Origin of the sequence: Corynebacterium sp. H78, assembly GCF_037572275.1 — a bacterium.
In the GTDB taxonomy this organism is placed as follows: domain Bacteria; phylum Actinomycetota; class Actinomycetes; order Mycobacteriales; family Mycobacteriaceae; genus Corynebacterium.
Genome location: NZ_JBBHKX010000006.1, coordinates 131,257 through 148,323 on the forward strand (window position 1 = coordinate 131,257; position 17,067 = coordinate 148,323).

The following is a 17,067-nucleotide window of genomic DNA, read 5'->3' on the forward strand; positions in this document are numbered from 1 at the left end:
AATCACGCGTGACGACGAACCTCGCTGCTGGCGCAGAAAACCACGGCGCTGGCGATAATCCTGCGGAGTACTCACTGCCAGATAAGGTCGAGCAGTTCGCAAAGTTCAACGCGGATGGTTTGATTCCGGCAATTGTTCAGGAAGCCGATACCGGAGACGTCTTGATGCTGGCGTGGATGGACAAGCATGCCTTGGCCTACACCATTGAGACGAAGCGCGGTACTTATTGGTCGCGGTCCCGCCAAGAGTATTGGATTAAAGGGTTGACCAGCGGGCACTTCCAAAAGGTCGTGTCACTGGCCTTGGACTGTGACGGCGATACAGTCCTCATGCGGGTCGAACAGTCTGGCGCTGCGTGCCATACCGGTGCGCACAGTTGTTTTGACGTTTTCCCGGTCTTTTAGTTTGCAGAAAGTCGGGCGCGGTGAGTTCCATCATGGTTGGGTAAGAGCATGCCTGTGCATCGCGTATTTCCCACCGCCCCGACGTACTCCCTCAGCACCCGTGTAGCAGCGGTAGCTGCCCGGTCAATGACTGCGCTGCCATCGGCTGTGCTTCGTGTGTTCGGTGCGACGAAGAATTCAGCTGGCAACACCCTTGATGCTGATGTCGCTGCGACTCTGCGCGCTCTCGCCGTCATCGAGTCCCGTGACTTTGCAGATGTGCGAGTGCCAATTGGGCGCGAGATCATCGACGAAGAAGCCTATCTTGGCGCGGGTCCATCCATCCCCGTAGGCACCGTCTACGAAGAAGATGTGGTGACTCCGGTGGATTTTGACACCGGTGCCGACAGCGTTCGCGTTCGTGTGTACCGGCCAGACGGGGCAGTACCCACAGCTGAGCTACCGACTCTGGTGTATTTCCATGGCGGTGGGTGGACGCTCGGATCACTAGACTCCCATGACAACACCTGCCGGTACTTCTGCCAGCGTGGCGAAGTTATGGTGATCAGCGTTGATTATCGACTGGCCCCAGAACATCCCTTCCCGGCTGGGCTGATGGATTGCGTGGCCGTCGTCAAGCTAGCTCTGGCGGGGGAGATTCAGGGCGTCGATGCTAACCGCGTGGCGGTTGGTGGTGACAGCGCGGGCGGAAACTTGGCGGCAGCAGTGTGCATGTACCTGCGCGATGAAGGAGCAGCACAGCCACAGCTGCAGATGCTGTTTGTGCCCGCGGTGGATCTGGCGAATATCAATGAAGAGGGTTGCCAAACGGCCAGTGGGCGCGAGTTTGCAGACGGGTTTTTCCTGACCGGTAAGCACATGTCGTGGTACGCCGATCACTATGTGCCCGAGCCCGCTGATCGCACGCATCCGTATGTGTCGCCGTTGCTTTCTGATGACTTTTCCGATGTCCCACCCGCCTACATTGCCGTCGCAGGATTCGACCCGCTGCGCGACGAAGGGCTTGCTCTTGCAGAGGCACTTGCCAAGGCAGGTGTGCGTGTGACCGTGCGTAATCACACCGGACTTGTTCATCCGTTTGTGAACTCAATGGGTGTGTGGGCTGGTGCTCGCCGGGCATTGGACGAAGCTGTTGGCGCTCTGCGCATGGAGTTGGGCATCGGAACTGGAAACTAATCGCGAGCTGGGTCAGTGGTGCATGGCACAATAGCGCCTATGACTCGTACCTCGATGACAAGCCGCGAGCATTTTCGCACGCTGGCTCAGGACCACCGGGTAGTTCCTGTAATCAAGCGCGTCCTGGCTGATAGCGACACTGCGCTGTCTGCCTACCGCAAGCTTGCTGCAGATCGCCCGGGTACATTTCTGCTGGAATCCGTGGATGTCGGACAGTCCTGGTCACGATGGTCGTTCATTGGTTGTGGTGCGCGCGCTGCGTTGACCGTGGGGGCAGACGGTCGGTCGACGTGGATCGGTACTGCCCCGGAAGGTGCGCCAGAAGGTGGCGATCCACTGGCAGATTTGCAGGCAACATTGGAGCTGCTGCACACGGAATTGCCCGAACTTGTCGACGTCGCGGATAACTCAGCAATCCCGAAACTGACGTCGGGACTGGTGGGGTACTTCGGCCACGACATCATTCGGTTCATTGAACGCAAATTGCCGGATACCTGCGTCAATGATCTACAGGTACCAGAAATGGTGCAACTACTGGTCGAAGATCTCGCAGTTATCGACCACCACCAGGGAGTGGTGTGGCTGATTTCTAACGCCATTAACTGGGATGGCTCTGCTGATCGCGTGGACGAAGCCTATGACCGAGCATGCGCGCGAGTCGAAGACATGGTTGTGCGGTTAGCAGCGCCGTCGTCAAGCAGTCCAAGCGTCGTGGATTTCCCGGAACCACAGATCCGCAGGCAACGGACGCAAAATGAACACATGCGCCGGATTGAAGTGTGTAAGGAGCACATTCGAGCGGGCGATGCATTTCAGATTGTGCTGTCGCAGCGTTTCGAAATGGACACCGAAGCCAGCGCATTCAACATCTACCGAATGCTGCGAACCACGAATCCAAGCCCGTACATGTTCCTCGTCAATGTTCCTGACGAAACGATGGAGCAGACGGCGTTTCAGATCGTTGGCTCATCGCCTGAATCGCTGGTAGCAGTGGAAAATGGTCAGGTAGTAACCAATCCAATTGCTGGCACCCGGCCACGGGGAGCAACCGTGGACGCGGATGTCGCGTTAGAGAAGGAACTGCTCGCCGACGAAAAAGAGAACAGTGAGCACCTCATGCTGGTAGATCTTGGTCGCAATGACCTCGGCCGAGTGTGCGCGCCGGGCACAGTAAAAGTCCATGATTTCCGTCATATCGAGCGTTACAGCCACGTCATGCACCTGGTCTCGACAGTGACCGGAGAGCTGGCACCGGGAAAGACCGCAGTGGATGCGTTTGCTGCAACGTTTCCTGCAGGAACGCTGTCCGGAGCTCCCAAGCCGTCGGCGTTGTCGATTATCGATCAGCTCGAAGACACCCGGCGTGGTGTCTATGGCGGCACAGTCGGTTATTTCGACTTCCGTGGCAACACTGATCAGGCCATCGCAATTCGCACTGGTGTTGTAAAGAATGGCACAGTATATGTCCAGGCCGGTGGCGGAATCGTGGCAGATTCTGATCCAGTGGCGGAAGATGAGGAAACTCGGAATAAGGCAGCAGCCGTGCTCCGCGCAGTGGCAGCAGCCGAGACTCTGACAGGTGCGGAAGGTAATGGCCATGACTAATGGCGACGCGATGGACACTACTGCAGCGGCGGACGATGTGGCAGTAACCGACAAGGCAACAGCCGAGACATCTCCGAAGAAGGACCGTCGACCCGGTATCGCTCAGCTTCTTATTGCGCTCTCTGCGCTCGGGATGTGGTTAGCGGGTCGGTTCAGCTGGCTCACCGTCACAACCATGGACGACAAGTCCGGTAGCGGCACCAATGAACTCGTCGGCGCGATTTGGGCACCCGAGATAGCGGCGCTTGCGTTGACGCTGCTTGCCGGTGTCGCTGCAACGCTGATCATGGCTGGCCTTGGGCGCCGCATCGTCGGTGCTGTCGCAGCGGCCGTTGCTGCGGGCGCGGCGTGGCCTCCGATCCAGTTGCTGACAGCTGGTGCGGATCACCAGCGAGCTCTCGAACTCTTGACGACGGGGTCAGCCACGCAACGCGCAAATGCGCCTGTGACCGTGTCGAATTGGGCACAAGTTGAAGAACTGGTCATCCACAATGGTGGTCCCATCGTGTCGATCATCGCAGCAGCGGTGGGCGTGCTTGGTGGCATGCTGCTGTTGGTTCGTCCGGGTGGGGTGAACAATCGCAAGTCGTCGGCATATGAGAATCCAGAAGTTCGTCGCGAGCGGGTGCGGGAAGACTTGGCTGCGGAGCCAACGTCTGGTCGTGTCCTGTGGGATGCCTTGGATGCCGGTGTGGATCCGACGGATATGGATTCGACCAGCGTCAGTGCAGAATCGACGGTGAGCGATGTTCATACTTCGCCGAAGAATACAGACCCCGAGGGAACAAAGACTTCTGGCAGCCATTAGCCTAGAAACAAGTCAGATAGATGTTTGCCCAAAACATCACTACTGAAAGGGGCCGATGATGGCGACCGTTCTAGACCAGATTATTGCAGGTGTACGGGAAGATCTCGCAGTTCGAGAAGCTGCCGTTCCTTATGCGGAAATCAAGGAACTGTCCCAGAAGGCTCCAGCTCCACTCGATGCAGCTGCGGCACTGCGTAGCGAAGGCGTGCAGGTCATTGCTGAAGTTAAGCGTGCATCGCCATCGAAGGGCGACCTAGCTGAGATTGCCGAACCACATGTGTTGGCCGCTCAGTACCAGCAGGGTGGCGCGGCAATTATTTCGTGCTTGACCGAGGAACGTCGCTTCCGTGGTTCACTCGCTGACCTTGATGCAGTCCGTAAAGCTGTGAGTATCCCCGTGTTGCGGAAGGACTTCATCGTCACGCCGTACCAGGTGCACGAGGCTCGTGCCCATGGCGCGGACCTGGTTTTGCTTATGGTGTCAGCACTGGACCAGAACACCTTGGTGTCTTTGCTTGATCGCACGGAATCGCTGGGTATGAATGCTTTGGTCGAAGCTCATACCGCTGAGGAAGTCGATCGAGCACTCGAAGCAGGCGCGTCCATCGTTGGCGTTAATGCTCGCAATTTGAAGACCCTCGAAGTCGACATGGGCGTGTATGCCAAGCTCGCTCCGCTGCTACCTGACGACGTCGTCAAGGTGGCCGAATCCGGAGTGAAGGGACCAGAGGATCTCCGCGCCTATGCCAGCGAAGGCGCAGACGCCGTGTTGGTAGGAGAGGGACTCGTCACCGCAGGTGACCCTTTCTTGGCTTGTAAGCGACTTGTTGCTGCTGGCCAGCACCCAATGACAAAGGGGTAATTGGGGGAATTCCCACCCAATTACTTCGAGGCACGTTTCTATAAGACAGAATGGCTAACTGTGAGCGATCAGGATTTCAAGAACCATGATGTTCGCGGTGACCGTTTACCAACCGTAGGTGAACTCATCGCGACCCCAACTACCCACGAGCCAAACGAGATCGGGCATTGGGGCAACTGGGGCGGACAGTTCGTTCCTGAAGCACTGATGGCCGTGATCGGTGAAGTGTCCGATGGTTACGCCAAAGCACGCGTAGACGAAGATTTCCGGAACGAACTGGACCGTTTGCAGCGCGATTACACGGGTCGTCCATCCCCGCTGTATTTTGCGCCGAAGTTTTCAAAGGCAATCGGTGCTCAGGTCTGGCTGAAGCGCGAAGACCTGAATCACACTGGTTCGCACAAGATCAACAATGTATTGGGCCAGGTCTTGCTGGCTAAGCGCATGGGCAAGACCAAGGTCATTGCTGAAACGGGCGCAGGCCAGCATGGTGTGGCAACTGCAACTGCGTGCGCGCTGTTAGACATCGAATGTCGCGTGTACATGGGTGCTGTCGATGCCGAGCGTCAAGCCCTGAATATTGCCCGAATGCGTCTTCTGGGTGCAGAGGTCATTGAGGTTGAACTCGGATCGAAGACTCTGAAGGATGCCATCAACGAGGCCATGCGCTACTGGGTGTCCCACGCCGATGACACGTACTACTGCTTCGGCACGGCGGCTGGTCCGCACCCATTCCCAACGATGGTTCGCGACTTCCAGCGTGTTATTGGTGCTGAGGCTCGCCAACAGATTCTGTCGGCGACAGGAGAGCTACCAGATGCGGTTATCGCATGTGTTGGCGGTGGCTCGAACGCGATTGGCTTGTTCCACCATTTCATTGACGACGAATCCGTGCGACTCATCGGCGCCGAAGCTGGCGGTGATGGACTGGAGACGGGTCGTCATGCAGCTCCAATTTCTGCTGGCGGTAATCCTGGTGTGTTCCAAGGCTCTTTCGCTGCGTTGATGCAGAACCAAGATGGGCAGATCATCGAATCGCAGTCGATTTCGGCGGGTCTTGATTACCCAGGTGTGGGGCCGGAGCATTCCTATCTGGCAGATATTGGCCGTGCGCAGTACGTGCCGGTGACTGATTCGGAAGCGATGGATGCGTTCCTTGACCTGTCGCGAATGGAAGGCATTATGCCGGCGATCGAGTCTTCGCACGCAGTGGCAGGCGCACGCAAAGTTGCAGCGGAACTGGCTGCAGACTTGGGTCGTGAGCCAGTTGTCATCGTGAGCATTTCTGGTCGTGGAGACAAGGACGTGACGACGGCCGCTAAGTGGTTCGGCCTTGTCACGGACGAGGGTGCTGCCGACAACTCTGCAGAAAACGCAGCGCAGCCAGAAGCCGTTGCTGGCGCAAAGGGGAAGAAGTAAATGAGCTTGCAGGACATCTTTGCACAGATTAAGGAAGAAAACCGATCTGCGTTCATTGCCTACTTGCCGGCGGGGTTCCCCACGGTAGCTGGTTCGATTGAACTTATCGACGCCGTCGTAGAGTCCGGCGCGGACATTGTAGAAGTGGGTTTGCCTTTCTCGGATCCGATGATGGATGGTCCAACGATCCAGGATGCTGCTGATATCGCGTTGGATAATGGATTCCGAACGAAGGACATTTTCCATGTCATTCGAGAGGTCACTGCCAAGGGTGCTAACTGCGTTGTTATGACGTACTGGAACCCGGTTTTGCAGTACGGTCCCGAGAAGTTCGCTGCCGATCTAGCAGCGGCTGGTGGCCTCGGCACGATCATTCCAGATCTGATTCCTGAGGAAGCTGGACGTTGGAAGGCTGCTGCGGAGGCACATGGCCTCGACACCATCATGCTGGTTGCGCCATCGTCTACCAATGAACGTCTTGCTCTGACCGCCGGCCAGTCCAGTGGCTTCGTGTACGCCACCAGTCATATGGGAATCACCGGTGCAAAAGACTCGGTGGACTCAGCTGCGGCAATTCTCGTGCGCCGTACGCGAGAGGTGACCGATGAACCAGTGTGCGTTGGTTTGGGCGTATCCAATGGGGAGCAGGCTCGGGAAATCGCTGCATTTGCCGACGGCATCATCGTCGGCTCAGCACTAATTAAAGCTGCTATGCGCAGCACTGACGACTTGCGCCAGCTCGGTGCAGAATTGGCAGCTGGAGTGCGGTAGCGTCGCATGACGTGAACACTCTTCTGTCTGCGACTGCCACTGTCGACTATCTTGCGAATATTCCCTCACCGCCACAAGGCGTGTGGGAGTTAGGTCCGCTGCCGGTTCGGGGCTATGCCATGTCAATCTTGGCTGGTGTCATTCTCGGCATTCTGTTGATGCGCAAGCGCTACAAAGATCGCGGTGGCGACCCTGAGCTTGTTCTCGATGTTGCTATCGCGGTCGTTCCTGCGGGCATTATTGGCGGTCGCATTTACCATGTCCTCACCGATTGGCCGAAGTATTTTGGCGAGGGTGCCAACCCTGTCGATGCCCTCAAGATCACCAATGGCGGCCTGGGCATTTGGGGTGCAGTGGTGTTTGGCGCGTTGGCGGCGGTCGCCGTCGCAAAGTACCGGAAGGTTCCAGTTGCTCCGCTTCTCGACGCCGCGGCGCCGGCCATCATTCTCGGTCAGGCTGTGGGTAGGCTCGGAAACTGGTTCAACCAGGAGTTGTACGGTGCATCGACGACGCTGCCGTGGGGTTTGGAGATCTACGAGCGGGTCGACGAAGCCGGTAACTTTGCGCCGGTAACAGGTACCTCGACTGGGGTTGTCATGGATGTTGTGCATCCGACGTTCCTGTATGAGTTGTTGTGGAACTTGTTGATTTGTGCCGTGCTGCTGTGGGCTGATCGTCGTTTCAAGTTGGGAGCCGGCCGGGTATTCGCGTTGTATGTAGCTGGTTATACCTTGGGTCGATTCTGGATCGAACTTATGCGCACGGATACTGCAACGATGGTGATGGGGCTGCGTATCAACACGATCACCTCTGCAGTGGTCTTTGTTGGCGCATGCGTTGTGCTGTGGTTGCTGCGCAAGAAGACTAGAGAATCTGAAGCCTATGTCAGGGGCGAGGCTCCTGCAGCTATGAACTGAACGGGATAGGGTAGGAAACGTGCAAAGACGAACAAAGATCGTATGTACCCTCGGTCCGGCTGTAGCCTCACTGGAGGGCATTAATGGCCTCGTAGAATCCGGCATGGATGTAGCCCGTCTGAACTTCTCTCATGGTGAGCACGCTGACCATGAACAGAATTACCGATGGGTCCGTGAAGCATCCGATGCAACCGGTCGTGCAGTGGGTATTCTCGCTGACTTGCAGGGACCGAAGATTCGCCTCGGACGTTTCAAGGAAGACTCCACGTACTGGGCGGACGGTGAGATCGTCCGTATTACCGTTGAAGATTGTGAAGGCACGCACGATCGTGTCTCCACGACGTACAAGAACCTAGCGAAAGACGCGAAGCCGGGGGACCGCCTTCTTGTCGACGATGGCAAGGTCGGCCTCGAGTGCATCGAGGTTGATGGAAACGACGTTGTTTGTAAGGTCATCGAAGGTGGCCCAGTATCCAACAATAAGGGCGTTTCGCTGCCAGGAATGGATATTTCCGTTCCTGCATTGAGCGAGAAGGACATCCGAGACTTGCGTTTCGCGCTGCGTCTTGGCGTTGACTTTATCGCTCTGTCCTTCGTTCGTTCGCCAGCTGACATTGAGCTGGTCCACGCTGTAATGGACGAAGAGGGACGTCGAGTTCCAGTGATTGCGAAGCTGGAAAAGCCTGAGGCCGTTGACGCGCTTGAGGCTATTATTCTGGCGTTCGACGCAGTCATGGTTGCCCGTGGTGACCTTGGTGTTGAAGTTCCGCTGGAAGACGTGCCTTTGGTGCAGAAGCGGGCAATTCAGATTGCGCGTGAGAATGCGAAGCCAGTTATCGTCGCAACGCAGATGCTTGATTCCATGATCGTGAACTCGCGCCCAACGCGTGCGGAGGCATCGGATGTGGCCAACGCAGTGCTCGACGGTGCGGACGCTGTTATGTTGTCGGGCGAAACGTCGATTGGTAAGTACCCGCAGCAGACCGTGCGTACCATGGCGCGAATTGTCACCGCAGCAGAGCGTGACGGTGAAGTACCAGCACTAACGCATGTGCCTCGTACCAAGCGTGGTGTTATTTCTTACGCGGCGCGCGACATTGGCGAACGTTTGAATGCACGTGCGCTGGTCGCGTTTACGTCTTCAGGTGATACCGCTCGTCGCGTAGCGCGCTTGCACTCCCACTTGCCACTGTTGGTGTTTACTCCAAACCAGTCGGTGCGCTCGCAGCTTGCGCTGACCTGGGGTGCCGAGACCTTCCTGACGCGCATGGTGAAAACTACCGACGAGATCATGCAGGTTATTGATGAGATTTTGGTAGCGATGCCGGACTACTCTCGTGGCGACACCATGGTGGTTGTCGCGGGAACACCTCCAGGAAATGAAGGCAATACTAACTTGATTCACGTGCATCTCCTTGGTGAGGACACGACGAACTCGAATTAGTAGTCGTCAGAGGCGTATCCGAGGGGTCGAGAATGCGGAGCGGGGTATACCCCCGCTCCGCATTTTTGCGTTAAAACGCAGAAGTGCTGCCCGTTTTATAGGGAAAATTATCCCCCGTGTGGCAGGCTCACTATCCTTGGGATAGCTTTCAGAGTATGAAGGCAACTGGCACCCTTGAGGTCTCTTATAACATCCCATCAGCACTCGAACCTTTGGTTCGTCTCGCAATGAACTTGCGTTGGTCGTGGCACCGACCAACGCGCGAGTTGTTCGAGAACATCGATCAGGAACTGTGGGCATCAACCCGAAACCCAATGGAAGTTCTGCACAAGTGCTCGCAGAGCCGTCTGGCTGAGCTTGCTGCAGATGAGCAGTACTTGGCTAATGTCCGCATTCAGGCAGACAATCTGGACAAGTACCTGCAGGACACAATGTGGTTCCAGTCCACTCACGAAGTTCACCAGGTAGCGGACCGCGCAACCACTGGTGCAACCAACCGCACGTCCACGGATCCAGTTGCTGCGTACTTCTCCATGGAGTTCGGTATTGACCCATCACTGCCGATCTACTCTGGTGGTCTCGGTGTTCTTGCCGGCGACCACATGAAGTCCGCGTCAGATTTGGGTGTTCCGCTGATTGGTATCGGCTTGCTGTACACCTTCGGCTACTTCACCCAGTCGCTGTCGACTGAGGGTTGGCAGGAGGAGTCCTACTTCGAGCACCCTCCAGTCGACCTGCCAGTTCTGAAGGTTACCGATGAGTCCGGCGAACAGATCATCGTGAACGTTGATTTCCCAGACGATCGCACGGTTGCTATCGCTCTGTGGGTTGCTCAGGTTGGTCGCGTTCCGTTGCTCCTGCTGGACACCAACATTCCACAGAACCCAGATGACCTGCGTGGCATCACTGACCGCCTGTACGGTGGCGACAACGAGCACCGTATCCGCCAGGAGCTCGTCCTCGGCGTGGGTGGTGTTCGTGCAGTAAATGCTTTCTGTGACTCCCGTGGCTTGGCTCGTCCACGCGTTGCGCACCTCAACGAAGGCCACGCTGGTTTCCTTGGCTTGGAGCGTATCCGCGAGCGCATGGACGAGGGCAACTCCTACGAAGAATCGCTGGCAATTGTCCGTGCCGGCAACATCTTCACCACGCACACCCCAGTGCCAGCTGGTATCGACCGCTTCGACATGGAACTGGTACGTCGCTATGTCGATGCTGGTGGCAATGGCACCTCGAAGCTGTGCCCAGGTGTTCCTGTGGACCGCGCGTTGGATCTCGGCCGCGAGCAGGATCCGCACCGTTTCAACATGGCGCACATGGGTCTGCGTCTGTCGCAGCGTGCAAACGGCGTCGCAAAGCTCCACGGTGTGGTGTCGCGTGACATGTTCCAGTCTCTGTACCCAGGCTACGAGCCAGCTGAAGTGCCAATCGGCTCTGTCACCAATGGTGTGCACCTGCCAACGTGGGTTAACTCCAAGATGGAAGACATTGTGGCGCGTGTGTCCGAGCATAAGGACATCACGGTTGTGAATGAGTGGAACAAGCCGGATGCAGTGACGAATGAAGAATTCTGGGCTGTTCGTAACGAGATGCGCGCGGATCTGGTTGAGGTTGCTCGTGAAGCAACTCACAAGTCGTGGCTGAACCGTGGTTTGGACGAAGCACAGTTGTCGTGGACCCGCCGCGTGCTGGATCCAAATGTGCTGACCGTTGGTTTCGCTCGCCGTGTTTCCACCTACAAGCGACTGACACTGATGCTCAAGGACCCACAGCGTCTGCGTTCCATTTTGCTGAACGAAGAGCGTCCAGTTCAGTTCGTCATCGCTGGTAAGGCTCACCCACACGACATGGGTGGCAAGCAGCTCATGCAGGAGATCATCCGCTTCGCAGATGAAGCTGGCGTCCGTGATCGTTTCTTGTTCCTGCCGGACTACGACATCGAGTTGGCAAGCTACCTGATTTCCGGCTCCGACATCTGGCTGAACAACCCAGTTCGCCCACAGGAAGCATCGGGTACCTCGGGCATGAAGGCAGTCATGAACGGCTGCATGACCTTGTCTATCTCTGATGGCTGGTGGGACGAAATGCCAAAGGACGAGACGGGCTGGACCATCCCAACCGTCGATTCCCCAGATTTCGGCTACCGTGACCAGCTTGAATCTCAGGCAATGTACGACCTGCTCGAGAACGAGATTGCTCCACTGTTCTACGACCGCGACGAAAGCGGCGTGCCACAGAAGTGGATGGACCGTGTTCGTGAGTCCTTCGCGACGTTGTCGCCAAAGGTTACGTCGACCCGCATGGTTCGTGACTACACGGAGGGCTACTACCGTCCTGCAGATCACGCTATCCGTCTCATCACGGCTGACGGCGACACGGCTCGTCAGTTCGTGAATTGGACTGAGCATGTTCACCAGGCATGGCCGAACTTGTCGCTCACGCACGCTACCTGTGAGGGCACTCCAATCGAGAATGGCCAGCTTGCAGGCCAAGACGCCACCATTTGTGTCGATCTTGAGCTCGGCACCCTTGCTCCTGACGACATCACGGTTCAGGCGATCGTCGGCAAGCTTGACGCGAACGGTGAGATCGAAAACCCTGAGGTCTACGAGATGACCCACGCTGAGGAAGGCCGCTACACCGCGACCGTGAACATCGATGTTCCAGGTGGCTACGGTTACACCGTGCGTGCGGTACCAAATAACCTGCTGCTGGCAAACCCAGCGGAGACGGGTCTGATCACTTACGCAAACGAGAACGCGTAAACCCGTTAGAAAAGCTGAAACTCCCACAGTTCCTTCTGAGCTGCGGGAGTTTTTGCTTTACGACGACGAGCGACTATCCAACGTAGCCAGCACAGCTGCGGCGGCTGCCGTGGTGGCGGCTGCGACGGTAGGTTCGTAGTCAGGGATGAACGTCGACATGTGGTTGGAAGGGATGTCTTCCACTACGCGGTCGGCCTTTACTGCGTTGTCCCATTGTTCTCGGGGGGTGGCTCCGACGGTCCAATAGACGTAAGGGGAGCCGAGACCACGGGGGATGTCGGCGAAATCTTCTGAGGCGGTCCAGGCCGTGGCGTCAATCGAGTCATCGCCGAGGATCGCATCGAACACTGGCCGAATGGTCTGGAAGAGCTCGGTTGAGTTGTCCGTGACTTCTCCGTGGTCCGAGTAGGTGATGACTGGTTCGCTGTCACAGCCGGAAGCGATGCATTCGCCTCGAACGATTCGCTCGATTCCGTCGATGAGCGTAGTGCGGACATCGTTGGAGTAGAAGCGCATATTCAGCACGATCCGGGCTGTGCCGGGGATGGTGTTGTTGGAATTGCCGGACTGGAGCGTTCCTACACTGACGACACCAAACTCATGTGGTGGGACCTCGCGACCGACAAGACCTTGTAGACGCAGCACAATAGATGCAGCAAGATATGTTGCATCAATCGAATTGTGTGGCATCGAGCCATGTGCTGAGCGGCCAGTGAGCTCGATCGTGATGGTGTCGCAGCCGGCCAGTGCAGGTCCTGGCATGGTCATGACGGTGCCTGCAGCGCCCGGGACAACGTGCTGCCCGAAGCATGCATCAGGTTTGGGGATAATGCGCCCCAGTCCGTCATGGATCATGGCTGACGCGCCACTAGCCTTTTCTTCTGATGGCTGGAACAACGCGATATAGGTGCCAGACCAGTGTTCTCTCGTGTTATGGATGATCGCAGCAGCCCCGAGCCCGGCCGTCATATGCATGTCGTGCCCACATGCGTGCATGACTTTTGTGCGGGAGCCATCACGGGCGACGCTGACCTTTGTGGAAGCGAAGTCGACTCCGGTTTGTTCGTCGACAGGAAGTGCATCCATATCGGCACGGAACAGAACGACGGGGCCGTCGCCATTGCGCAGAATTCCCACCAGGCCGTAGCCACCGATGTTTTCGTGAACCTCGAAATCACCCATGGCACGCAGCTTGTCCGCGATAAAAGAGGACGTTTCGCGTTCCTCTTCGGACAGTTCTGGATTGGCGTGCAGATGTGTATAAACATCGCGTTGCCAGCTCAAATCGGCAGTGTGATTCGACAGGATGTCGACGGCAGAGGTGGTCTGCACCAGGGCTCCTTGGGCGGTAGTCAATTCATGGTGTTCTCGACTACTGTAACCCCGGCCACGTTTACCTAGTCACATCCTGGGCCAACGTGAGTTGAATACTTGTTAAATACGTGGAGAGTCCTCAACTTAAATACGTGGCGAGTCCTCGACATGTGGGTTGTATCGCAGGGAGTTTGGCCTGCACGAGCATTCCGTCGCAATGCGGATATTGCGTGAGATGTGTCCGGCGTCGCGAAGCTCATAGAGGCGTGGGACGACGCGATCGCGCATGTCCCACGGGGAGATGGTGTTCAGATAGATCTTGGTGCCACCTTCGAAGCCTGCGAGGTTGGAGACGCGCCATTTGATCATCACCCGCCACGGCATCCGTTCTGCGAGGTCGACTGGGCGGTGGTGCCATTCTTCGTTGCATGGAATGGAGGCGCCTGCTGCCGCATGGCAAGCGTGGATGAGGTCGGACATGGCTGCGACTTCTTCATCGCTTTGTAGCCATGGTTCGCATACTGCGGACTTGGAATAGATTTCCAACGTCGGGTAGCGGTGCCCGAAACCAGCGAACGCGATGGCGTGGTCGTTTTCCGCCAGGATGAGGTTTTGGCGTGCGGCATAGTCGACGGCCAGTTCGTTGTACATGTTTGGCTCGTTGCGGAGTTTGGTGACTTCTCGTTTCAGGCTTTCCGCATGTTCGTCGATAGCTACCAACTGCTTGTGCAGGTGGTCGAAGCTGGCGCCGGCTGGTTTGAGCCAGTTTTGGAACGCAACGACGTAGCGCACATAGCGGTTGCGTCGGTACAGGTCAGCGATGGACTCCACCGTGAACGCGGTCAGCGCGCGGTGCTCATCGACGGTGAGCGTTCCCGACGATGCCAACTGGTCGTCATGCGTCGCCCCGTCGATGAAGTGCCGACGAGCAATGATCACATCGTGGCCGCCCGCAAAGTAGTCGGGTGCGCGTTGTAGAAGTTCGTCGTCAGCCATGGCGTCGACGTCCGCTGCTGGCTTGCCGGACGCCTTGAGCCTGGTACGCACGATATTCAATACATGCTCGCGACCTTGTTCGTCTGCGAGGTACGTCGCCATGCGGTGCTTAGTTTCGGCATCTGGGACGAAGCCGTAGTTCTTGGTCCAGTAGTCGTAGGTGACAATCTCGAAGAGGTTGGGCACGCGACGGAACTCGGCGACCGTGTCGTGTACCTGGCCAGGTAATACGCCTGTGATTGTGCGGAAACCCGTCGGCGACTGCTCATCGCGGACAACACGAGCTTTCTCCGGGGGCGTCAACAGCGGATTGTCCGAACCAAACGCGTCGCGCTTCGTGAAGTCATCCTCGGTGAGCGGTTTCGGCTGCTCGTTCTTAACCCCTAGTGGGCGATTTCCGCGCCCCGGAACCGTCCACACCTGTGTGCCCGAGAACGGATTGAGCTGCTTGACCGTGCCATCAGCCAAAGTGACAATTGGATTTCCATTAGCCTGCATGCTTCCCACATTACGGCGGGTGCTGGCGTGTTGGCAGCGCGAACTCTTACCCCTCCTGTGCCTGCGAATCGCACAGTCGCTGGACCGCCTCCGCACCCGCTGTTTCCAAGTCAGCCAGCGTATTGCTCATCGGCCCAGTCAGTTGCGTCCACGCCGTTGCTTGCTTTACGACGATCGCCTCCCGGTCAACCTCGCCCGCTACGAGGTGAACAGGCACGTTGTGTTCTTTGGCAGCGTCGATGAGGTAGCCGGCGACTTTGCCTACATGGCTTTGGTCGTCGATACGCCCCTCGCCAGTGATGAGTAGTGCGCAGCGGGGGAGGAGTTCGAGGAGGCCAGTGGTGCGGGCGACGAGGTCGGCGCCGATGCGCATGGTCATTGTGGAGCCTAGTGCTCGGCAGAGGTGAGCAATGCCGACAGCGGTGGCACCGGCTGCGCCATAGGCGGGGGTGTCGGGATCGACTCCGCAGTGGTCGCACCAGGCAAGCAGTCGGGCAGTGAGTATGTCGACCTGCTCTGGGGAGGCTCCCTTTTGTGGGCCGAAGACTTGTGCGGCTTCGCGTGGGGGAGTCATCACGTCGTGTGCCAGTACCCAGTTGATAGTGCTCAGTCGTTCGTGCAGTCGGTCGGCAGCGTCGGCGGCAAGATCGGTGGGGTTTAGCAGAGCCTCGACGATGCCTGCGCCTCCGTCGGTGGTCGCGGAGCCACCCAGACACAGGACGACGGTGGTGATACCTGGGGCGTTCAGCAAACAGTCGCGGATGACTAGGCCGGTGCCGACTGTAGATGCGTTCAGCGGGTCTTTCGCGTCGGAGACGGTGGGAAGCCCAGAGGCCGCAGCCAGGTCGAGGTAGCAAGTGGTTCCTTGCGGATCAGACCACCACACTGCTGTTGTGGGGCGGCCAATGGCATCGACGGTGGCAACCTCATGAGGAGTGCCGGTTGGTCCTGCGAGCAGCTCGGCTGTTCCTTCGCCGCCGTCGGCCATGGGTGCTTCGACAACGTCCCACGTCCCGTCGGAATCGCGAGGCCTTAACGACCGTGCTCCGTTTGCCAATGCACGAGCAGCCTGCTGTGCCGTGGCAGTGCCTTTAAAGGAATCAGGGCAACAAACAATCAGGTCACGGTTCATGGTGAAGCTTCCTTATAGCTTGTTCTGCGCAATCAACATGGTGGTGATGTAGTTGGCCACCGCTGCAACAGCCAAAATGCCAAGCATGACGAAAAGCTGCATGACAGCGGCGTCGATAAGCGACGCACCACCAAGAATCATGCCGACGAAAGCGCCGGGGATGGTCACCACACCAACGGTGCGCGTGGAGTCGATCGACGGTGTCAGCGCTGTCACCGCGGCATTGCGGATCACGATGAGGCGAGCTTGTGATCTGGCAAATCCGAGAGCAAGTGCGGCATCAACTTCACCGTGTCGCAACGAAAGTTCATCGTGGCAACGTCGCGCCGTTAGCGTGGTCAGCGTCATGCCGTTGCCAATGAAAATGCCGGCGACCGGAATGATGGCAATGCCGTTAGCGGGGACAACGCCGACAAGAACTAGGCACACGACGAGCATGATGGGGAATCCTGCGACGGGCAGCAAACTCCAGGTTGCCGAACGAATCCGGGATAGGCGATCATTCGTTCCTGGCTTAAAGCGGTGAGGTGCTACTCGCCCCGACGATGTCCACGCCGCAATCCATGCCATTACCGAAACGAACAGGGCGACGAGCCACAGGTTATCGACGATCAGTGTCAAAATGCCTGCGAGCGCCAGTAATTGGAGCGTCGCACGAATTGCTGCCCATGGCATTGACTTCCACTGTTCTTGCTTCGCTATAGCGGTCACGGCCATCGCGATGATGACAAGGAGAACGAGTACGACGATAAGTGTCGGGCCGATGTTGACGAGCGAAGTTTTCACACTGTTCACGCTACTGGACGCAGGCGTGGAGCTAGGGCTGATTGGAAAGCCCAGACGCTGCGTGCGGTGTCATTATGGCTCGTGGCTCCGCTCTCGCTACTACTTGTGCCACCTTCTAGCTCAGCGCATAACCCCGCGCAGTATGGTGAAGCATCTCACCAATACTCTGC

Annotated in this window: 14 protein-coding genes; 10 read left to right on the top strand and 4 right to left on the bottom strand. The window is 57.5% G+C overall.

What is annotated here, in order from left to right; all coding sequences use genetic code 11:
• Window positions 1-8: 8 nt before the first annotated feature.
• The 10 genes from hisI to glgP all read left to right on the top strand — a co-directional run bounded on the left by hisI (window position 9) and on the right by glgP (window position 12,171).
• Window positions 9-404 carry a phosphoribosyl-AMP cyclohydrolase gene (gene hisI, locus WG934_RS10085; protein WP_339980295.1) on the top strand — a complete coding sequence of 132 codons (396 nt, stop codon included), beginning with the start codon at window positions 9-11 and terminating at the stop codon, window positions 402-404.
• A gap of 48 nt (window positions 405-452) precedes the next feature.
• Entirely contained in the window at window positions 453-1,580 is a 1,128-nt protein-coding gene (locus WG934_RS10090) for an alpha/beta hydrolase (protein WP_339989960.1), read from the top strand.
• A 39-nt stretch (window positions 1,581-1,619) separates the two neighbouring features.
• A complete protein-coding gene (locus WG934_RS10095; protein ID WP_339980207.1) occupies window positions 1,620-3,185 on the top strand; it encodes an anthranilate synthase component I in 1,566 nt (521 codons plus the stop codon).
• The gene (locus tag WG934_RS10100) at window positions 3,178-3,993 is read left to right on the top strand and encodes a TIGR02234 family membrane protein (RefSeq protein WP_339989961.1); all 816 of its coding nucleotides are present in this window, start codon (window positions 3,178-3,180) and stop codon (window positions 3,991-3,993) included. Before WG934_RS10095 ends, WG934_RS10100 begins: the two co-directional genes overlap by 8 nt.
• 58 nt (window positions 3,994-4,051) lie before the next feature.
• On the top strand, window positions 4,052-4,855 hold the full coding sequence (gene trpC / locus WG934_RS10105) for an indole-3-glycerol phosphate synthase TrpC (RefSeq protein ID WP_339980210.1): 804 nt from the start codon (window positions 4,052-4,054) through the stop codon (window positions 4,853-4,855).
• 60 nt (window positions 4,856-4,915) lie between these two features.
• Window positions 4,916-6,274 carry a tryptophan synthase subunit beta gene (gene trpB / locus WG934_RS10110; RefSeq protein ID WP_339989962.1) on the top strand — a complete coding sequence of 453 codons (1,359 nt, stop codon included), beginning with the start codon at window positions 4,916-4,918 and terminating at the stop codon, window positions 6,272-6,274.
• Window positions 6,275-7,045 (top strand): tryptophan synthase subunit alpha, encoded by a 771-nt coding sequence (gene trpA / locus WG934_RS10115; protein ID WP_339980212.1) that lies wholly within the window; start codon window positions 6,275-6,277, stop codon window positions 7,043-7,045.
• An 11-nt stretch (window positions 7,046-7,056) separates the two neighbouring features.
• The gene (gene lgt, locus WG934_RS10120; protein ID WP_339980213.1) at window positions 7,057-7,962 is read left to right on the top strand and encodes a prolipoprotein diacylglyceryl transferase; all 906 of its coding nucleotides are present in this window, start codon (window positions 7,057-7,059) and stop codon (window positions 7,960-7,962) included.
• Window positions 7,963-7,981: 19 nt separating this feature from the next.
• Window positions 7,982-9,406, top strand: coding sequence for a pyruvate kinase (gene pyk / locus WG934_RS10125; protein ID WP_339980214.1), 1,425 nt, complete (start codon window positions 7,982-7,984; stop codon window positions 9,404-9,406).
• Window positions 9,407-9,561: 155 nt separating this feature from the next.
• A complete protein-coding gene (gene glgP, locus WG934_RS10130; RefSeq protein WP_339989963.1) occupies window positions 9,562-12,171 on the top strand; it encodes an alpha-glucan family phosphorylase in 2,610 nt (869 codons plus the stop codon).
• 57 nt (window positions 12,172-12,228) lie between these two features.
• Here the strand turns inward: glgP and WG934_RS10135 are convergent, their stop codons facing one another.
• From WG934_RS10135 to WG934_RS10150, 4 genes are all read right to left on the bottom strand, one after another.
• Complete coding sequence (locus WG934_RS10135) at window positions 12,229-13,503, bottom strand: amidohydrolase (RefSeq protein ID WP_339989964.1); 1,275 nt, start codon at window positions 13,501-13,503, stop codon at window positions 12,229-12,231.
• A gap of 126 nt (window positions 13,504-13,629) precedes the next feature.
• Window positions 13,630-14,979: a DUF4921 family protein gene (locus tag WG934_RS10140; protein ID WP_339989965.1), complete on the bottom strand. Its 1,350-nt coding sequence runs from the start codon at window positions 14,977-14,979 to the stop codon at window positions 13,630-13,632.
• Window positions 14,980-15,025: 46 nt separating this feature from the next.
• Window positions 15,026-16,111: a glycerate kinase gene (locus WG934_RS10145; protein WP_339989966.1), complete on the bottom strand. Its 1,086-nt coding sequence runs from the start codon at window positions 16,109-16,111 to the stop codon at window positions 15,026-15,028.
• Between the two features lie 12 nt (window positions 16,112-16,123).
• Window positions 16,124-16,897 (bottom strand): ABC transporter permease, encoded by a 774-nt coding sequence (locus WG934_RS10150; RefSeq protein ID WP_339989967.1) that lies wholly within the window; start codon window positions 16,895-16,897, stop codon window positions 16,124-16,126.
• Between the last annotated feature and the right edge of the window lie 170 nt (window positions 16,898-17,067).

What these genes read in the sequence shown, in the direction of transcription:
- glgP (WP_339989963.1), top strand. Translation starts at nt 9,562, where the DNA reads ATGAAGGCAACTGGCACCCTTGAGGTCTCTTATAACATCCCATCAGCA.
- trpA (WP_339980212.1), top strand. Translation starts at nt 6,275, where the DNA reads ATGAGCTTGCAGGACATCTTTGCACAGATTAAGGAAGAAAACCGATCT.
- WG934_RS10145 (WP_339989966.1), bottom strand. Translation starts at nt 16,111, where the DNA reads ATGAACCGTGACCTGATTGTTTGTTGCCCTGATTCCTTTAAAGGCACT.
- WG934_RS10095 (WP_339980207.1), top strand. Translation starts at nt 1,620, where the DNA reads ATGACTCGTACCTCGATGACAAGCCGCGAGCATTTTCGCACGCTGGCT.
- WG934_RS10090 (WP_339989960.1), top strand. Translation starts at nt 453, where the DNA reads ATGCCTGTGCATCGCGTATTTCCCACCGCCCCGACGTACTCCCTCAGC.
- WG934_RS10140 (WP_339989965.1), bottom strand. Translation starts at nt 14,979, where the DNA reads ATGCAGGCTAATGGAAATCCAATTGTCACTTTGGCTGATGGCACGGTC.
- trpC (WP_339980210.1), top strand. Translation starts at nt 4,052, where the DNA reads ATGGCGACCGTTCTAGACCAGATTATTGCAGGTGTACGGGAAGATCTC.
- WG934_RS10100 (WP_339989961.1), top strand. Translation starts at nt 3,178, where the DNA reads ATGACTAATGGCGACGCGATGGACACTACTGCAGCGGCGGACGATGTG.